This window comes from Nakamurella sp. (genome assembly GCF_048594475.1).
In the GTDB taxonomy this organism is placed as follows: Bacteria; Actinomycetota; Actinomycetes; order Mycobacteriales; family Nakamurellaceae; genus Nakamurella.
Genome location: NZ_JBMDXT010000310.1, coordinates 1 through 5,868, shown reverse-complemented (window position 1 = coordinate 5,868; position 5,868 = coordinate 1). Strand labels below are relative to the sequence as shown.

The 5,868-nt window shown below is 72.2% G+C and carries 4 protein-coding genes; all 4 read right to left on the bottom strand.

Features of this window, described 5'->3' with window-relative positions; genetic code table 11:
• Positions 1 to 2,041: VanW family protein (locus tag ACOJUF_RS14200; RefSeq protein ID WP_420122482.1), on the bottom strand; the 2,041-nt coding region annotated here is incomplete at its 3' end.
• A gap of 149 nt (positions 2,042 to 2,190) precedes the next feature.
• A complete protein-coding gene (locus ACOJUF_RS14195; RefSeq protein ID WP_420122481.1) occupies positions 2,191 to 2,706 on the bottom strand; it encodes a helix-turn-helix domain-containing protein in 516 nt (171 codons plus the stop codon).
• A 376-nt stretch (positions 2,707 to 3,082) separates the two neighbouring features.
• Positions 3,083 to 4,390: an iron uptake transporter deferrochelatase/peroxidase subunit gene (efeB, locus tag ACOJUF_RS14190; protein ID WP_420122480.1), complete on the bottom strand. Its 1,308-nt coding sequence runs from the start codon at positions 4,388 to 4,390 to the stop codon at positions 3,083 to 3,085.
• Positions 4,391 to 4,436: 46 nt separating this feature from the next.
• Positions 4,437 to 5,678, bottom strand: coding sequence for an iron uptake system protein EfeO (gene efeO / locus ACOJUF_RS14185; protein WP_420122479.1), 1,242 nt, complete (start codon positions 5,676 to 5,678; stop codon positions 4,437 to 4,439).
• Positions 5,679 to 5,868: the final 190 nt, after the last annotated feature.

The window sequence follows — 5,868 nt, the reverse complement described above, 5'->3', positions numbered from 1 at the left end:
GCGGGGGGCCGCCGCGCCCCCCCCCCCCGGCCGGGGCCGTCGCGGGAGCGGCGTCGGTGGGCGCGGCGGCGGCCGGGGCCGCGGTGGTCGGCGCGGCCGGCGGCGGCGAGCAGATCACGTTCTGCTGGCCGTTGTAGACGGTGGTGAAGTCCTCGCGCCGGATCTCGGCACCGGCCAGATCCTTGATCACCCGGGTGTCGACGATGCTGAAGCCGGAGCTGCCGCCGGACGGTGTGCAGGCGGTGCCGTAGGGCTTCACGATGACCGGCGCCGACGTGTAGTTGAACCGGTCCGAGGAGATGGAGTCGACCTGCACATGCTTGGTGCCCCAGAGCCGGACGGTGATGTCCGATGGGGTCCAGATCGTCTCGATCAGCACCCCGGTGTCGTAGTCGTTGGAGAACGCCAGCTCGATCTCGCCGTCGAACACGGTGGCCTCGCGGCCGGCCGGGTAGCGGGAGATGTAGAACGAGTGCGGGGTGTGGGTCACGTCCCCCATGCCGGCGAAGTACGAGGCGTTGTACAGGGTCGTCGCGAACTGGCTGATGCCGCCGCCGACCGCCGTGGACAGCGCGCCCTCCTGGATGATCGCCGCCGGCACGTAGCCCTGCTCGGTGCCGCGGGGCCCGGTGAAGGCGTTCAGGCCGAACGTGGCGCCCGGCTGCACGATCGCGCCGTTGACCTTCTCGGCGACGACCCGGATGTTCTCGCCGGAGGCGGCGGCGAACCCACCGGTGGTGAACTCGCCGATCACCTCCTTGATGCCGAGCGCATTGGCCTGCTCGGTGGTGAAGGTCGGGTCGCTGAGCCGGTAGGCCAGCTCGACCGTGCGGTTCGGGGTGGTCACCGCCGCGGCGACCGCGCTCTCCACGGCCGGCCAGTCCATGGCCCGGCCGGGCGCGCTGGGCTCGACGACGGGGGCGCCGCCGGAGATCGAGATGGAGGCGTTGCGCGGGTCGGCCTGCGTGGCGTCGATGGCCGGCGTCACCGGCTTGAGCACGGTGGCCGGGTCGACGGCGACGACGAAGCCGTCGGCCGCGTCCGGAGTGATGGTGACGCCCGCCGCGATGTCGGCGACCGGCACCTCCACGGTGGTCCCGGCGCCGGTCAGGGTCAGCGGCCCGGACAGGATGGTCGCGGCCTCCGCGGCCGCCTGCTGCGTCTTCTCGGCCGAGGCCCGGACCGGCGTCGACGACACCGGCAGCACGAGACCCTCCACGCCGGCCGGGCCCCCCGAGATCCAGGCCCGGGTGACCGCGTCGACCGCGCCGGGCACGTCGAGGTTGCGACCGACGACCGGCACGGTGGTGACGACCTGGGCGTTCTCGACGGTCACCGCCCCCTCGACCGGCGCGAGGTCGGTCTCGGTGGCGATCGCGCCGACCACCGCGGTCAGCGCCGACCCGTCGACGCCGTCGACCAGGGGCCGGTCGGAGGAGGTGAAGAAGGAGGTGAGCCGGACGAACGGGTTGGCCGAGCGGGTGCCGATGGCCTCGACGGTCGCGGCCACGTCGGCGGACAGCCCGGCCGCGGCCGGGTCGATGGTGGTGGGCACCCCGTGCACGTCGACCGTGATCGGCGCCGTGTACTCGGGCATCGCCCGGGCGCTCAGCTCGGCGGCCGCCTGCTCGGGCGTGCGCCCGCCGACCGCCACGCCGGCGACGGTCGTGTTGCGCTCGACGGTGCCCGACGTGGTGAACAGGTCGACGAGGTAGACCACGCCCAGCAGGGCGACCACGCCACCGACGACGGCGGCGATCACCGGGCGGCGGGACCGGCCGGACGCGCCCGCCGGCTCCGCGCCGTCGGCCGGCGGGACGCCCGGCGGCTCGCTGCCGGACGGCTCGCTCCCGGAGGCGCCGGCCGACCCGGACGCCGACCCGGGCCCTGGCGCCGACCCGGCCGACGGATCGGCGGCGGTACGGTCGATCACCTGCGTCGCCTCGGACGACTCGTGCGTTTCGGGCTCACCGACCCGGATGATCTCCGTCGGGGACTCGCTCCCGGCTGCGCCGTGCGGCTGGGTGGGCTCGTCTCTCACTGCGGTGGGTGTCCTTCCTCGCTGCGTCGGCCGCCGGATCGGCTCCTGGCCGCGGTTCCCCGATCGGGGACACCGCGCCATGCCACGGTCTCATGGACGCGCGAGGAACGGCCGGGGATCGGCCGGGATCACACCTTCACCCGATCGGCTCACACACCGTTCGCGGCGTGCGGCTGCGGGCTGCGGGTGCGGCTGCTGGTCAGCAGCAGCCGGCGGCACTCGTCGGGACGGACGTTCATCAGCGCGGCCAGCGCGGCGATCGCGCCCTCGTCGAGGGTCATCGTGGGGGAGGAGTTGGCGCGCAGTTCGAACCAGCGCTTGACCACCGACAGCCGCGGGTCCGGGCTGGCCATCACCTCGTGCACGTCGACGGTGATCGACCCCGTGCCGTACGGGGAGGGACGGGTGGCGACGTTCCGCTCGGCGGCGGACAGCAGCGCACCGAGGTCCTCGCCCAGCGCCGCCGCGATGACCCACAGCACGTCCACGCGCAGGGACCGGTGACCGGTCTCGTAGTTGGCCAGGGCGGCCTTGCTGACCAGACCGTTGGTGCGCTGCGCCACTTCCGCCTGGGTCAACTTCTGCCGGCGCCGGGACTCCCGCATCACGCGGCACACGGCCGCAGCGAACGCCTGCTGCGATCGTGAATCGTAGGCCTGCGACACCCGAAACTCCTCTGGTCGATGGCGCAGACAGGCCCGGGGACCGACTGCACGCGCTCTCATGCGGTGGTGCGTGTCCGGCTCGTCTCTCACTCTCCGTGAACGTTCTGCGCAATCAGACTGGGCTGATCGGCCAAACGGAGTACACAAAGTGGTGCTGAACGTGTCGACACCACATTTCTACCACAGAGTAACCAGCTTTACACCCTTTTGGCCCATCCGTGTGAACGGGTCAGACCAGAATGGGCGCATCGGTGACCGAATTCAAGCCGAATCCCGCCGTACGACGTCGGGACGTGACCAAGCGGGGGTCGGCCCACTCGAAGGAGCACGGCGGTCGGCGGCCCGACGACCACGATCAGGTCGTCAGTTGCCACGATCAGGTGAACAGCGCCTTGCCGAACCAGTCGCCCGGCGCGCTCACTCCGGGCGGGCAGCCCCAGAGCCCGCCGCCGATGTGCGCGATGTACTCGTTGAGCAGGTCCGACTTGCCCAGCCGCGTCTGCAGCACCTTGAACTGGGCCTGCGGATCCCGCTGGAACGCGATGAAGAACAGCCCGGCGGCGAGCTTGCCGGTCGCCGGGTCCTGGCCGTCGGTGTAGTTGTAGCCGCGCCGCAGGATGGTCAGCCCGTTGTTCTGTTCCGGCGCGGCCAGCCGGATGTGCGCGTTGAGGTCGATGACGGGACGGCCGTCCGCGGCCACGGCCGCGTAGTCCGGATCGGTGAACTCGTCGCCGCCGGTCAGCGGCGCGCCGCTGCCCTTGACCCGGGCGAAGATCTTCTCCTGGTCCTCCAGCGGATCGGTGTCCCAGGACTCGATCTCCATCCGGATCTTCCGGGCGACCAGGTACGACCCCCCGCGCATCCACTCGTGCTCGGGGGCGATGGTCTGCGGGGCCGCCGCGCCGCCCGCGCCGACCCAGACGTGCGCGTCCAGGGCGGCCGTGTCGTCGGACCGCACGTTGCGGGTGCCGTCCTTGAAACCCATCAGGTTGCGGGGCGTGACCTGCTGCGCGCCGGTCGACGAGGCCCGCCCGAAGCCGAGCTGGGACCAGCGCAGGGTGGCCGTGCCCCGCGCGGCCCGGGCCAGGTTCCGGATGGCGTGGAAAACGACCTGCGGATCGTCCGCGCAGGCCTGCACGCACAGGTCGCCGTCGGACAGCTCCGGCCGCATGACCGCGTCGCCCGGGATCGTGCCGAACGCGGTCAACTCCGGCGGTCGCCGCTGCGCCAGCCCGAACCGGTCGTCGAACAGGCTCGGCCCGAAGCCGACGGTGATCGTCAGCGAGTGCGCACCCAGGTCGAGCGACTCACCGGTGTCGAACGGCGGCTGCTGCGGCTTGGTCGGCGAGTCACTGACCTGCTTGCCCTCGGTCATCCGGGCGGCCATCGCCGACCAGCGGCCCAGCATCCGCTTGAGTTCCTCGACGTCGGTGGTCGAGACGTCGAACGCGGCAAACATCAGCCGCTCCTGCTGCGGGGTGGTGATGCCGGCCTGCCGCGCCCCGTAGAACGGCACCACGTTGTCGGAGACGGCCGCCAGTTCAGCGGCCACCGCCTGCGGGACGGCATCGGCGTCGGCGACGCCGCGGACGCCGTAGCCGGCGGCGAACCCCGCCGCCGCCCCGACGCCCGCCGCCGCCGCTCCGGTCAGGAAGCGCCGGCGGGAGGTGCCCTGCTCGGTCATCGGTGTGCCATTCCGGTCACTGCATCGACTCCTACCGGATCAACTCTTACTGGGTGATCTTCTGCGCGATCGCCGACAGCGGTTCCTGGACGGCCAGCAGCGCGTCGGTCAGGGCCTTCTTGTCCGCGTCGGTCAGCTTGTCGTACGTCACCCAGCCACTGGGCGAGGCCGGATCCCTGAACGTCGCCAGCTCGGTGGTCAGCGCGTCGAAGGCCGCGGAGATCTGCGGCACGATCGTCGGGTCGATCTGGTCGAGCGCGGGCTTGAGCGTGGCGAAAGCCTGCAGCGAACCCTCGACGTTGGCCTCGAAGTCCAGCAGGTCGATCCTGGAGTAGGCCTCCTCCTCGCCGGTGATCTTCGACGCCAGGACCTCGTCGAGCAGGGTGGCCGACCCGTTGGCGATCTCGAACGCCTGGTAGCCGCCGTCCGTGCCGGCCGTGGTCGCGTCCGAGAGCTTCGTCGCCTCCTGCTGGAGCTTCTGCACGTTGGCGACCAGGCCGTCGGCCAGGCCGCTGAGCCCGTCGGTGCTCTGCTTCTCCCACAGGCCCTGCTCGATCGGGTGGAAGCCGGTCCACTCGGTGCCCTGCTCGACGTCCCCGATGCGCAGGTCGATGGCCGGGTCGAGGTCGGGGAACGACTCGGCGACCGGCTCGATCCGCTCGTAGAACGGCCGCGCCTTGATGTACGCGGCCTGGGCCCCGGCCAGGTCGCCGGCCTTGATCGCGGCGGCCATCTCCTGGACGGGCACGAGCAGGAAGGTGATCTGGTCGTCGACGTAGGTCGCGTAGTCCTTGGTCGACTGCGTCAGCAGCGCGGCCAGGTCGGCGTCCTGGGCCCCGGCCTGCCCGGTCACGGTGAACGCCGACCGCTCGGTGCTCGCGCCCGGGCAGTAGATCTCGTAGCTGCCCCCGTCCAACCGGGCCGAGAAGGTGCTGTCGAAGCCGGGCGCCAGGTTCTCCCGCTCCCCGACGATGCGCTGGTCGGCGACCAGCTCGACCTCGGTCACGCCGACCGCATCCTGGTTGGTGATGACGAAGGTCACCTGGCCCGCCGGCACCGTGTCCGGGGTGGCCACACATCCGGCGGCATCGGTCACGGTCACCGTGACCTGGCCCGGCGTCCCCGCGCCGGCACTCCCGGAGGCCGCGGCCGACCCGGTGGCGCCGCCGGACGCGGCGACGGCCGACGTCCCGGCCCCCGAGGACGCGGCCGATCCGCAGGCGGTCAGGACGACCGCACCGGCGGTCAACAGGACGGCCGGCAGCAGCCGGTGGGTCCGGATGGTCATCAGGGAGCTCCGAAAACTGAAAAGTGGTCAGGGACAACCGCCGATCGGCGGCGCTGCGCGACCGGTGGTGGGGATCGGGGGAACGACGGGAACGCGTGAGCCGGGTCAGGGGCCGGGTGGCGGCACCGTCCGGGCCAGCGGCGCGCCTGCGGACGCCGGCGCGGATTGCGGTGGCCGGCCGGCCGGCGCC

Excerpts from the sequence above, each read along its gene's own strand:
- efeO (WP_420122479.1), bottom strand. The coding sequence starts at position 5,678 with ATGACCATCCGGACCCACCGGCTGCTGCCGGCCGTCCTGTTGACCGCC.
- efeB (WP_420122480.1), bottom strand. The coding sequence starts at position 4,390 with ATGACCGAGCAGGGCACCTCCCGCCGGCGCTTCCTGACCGGAGCGGCG.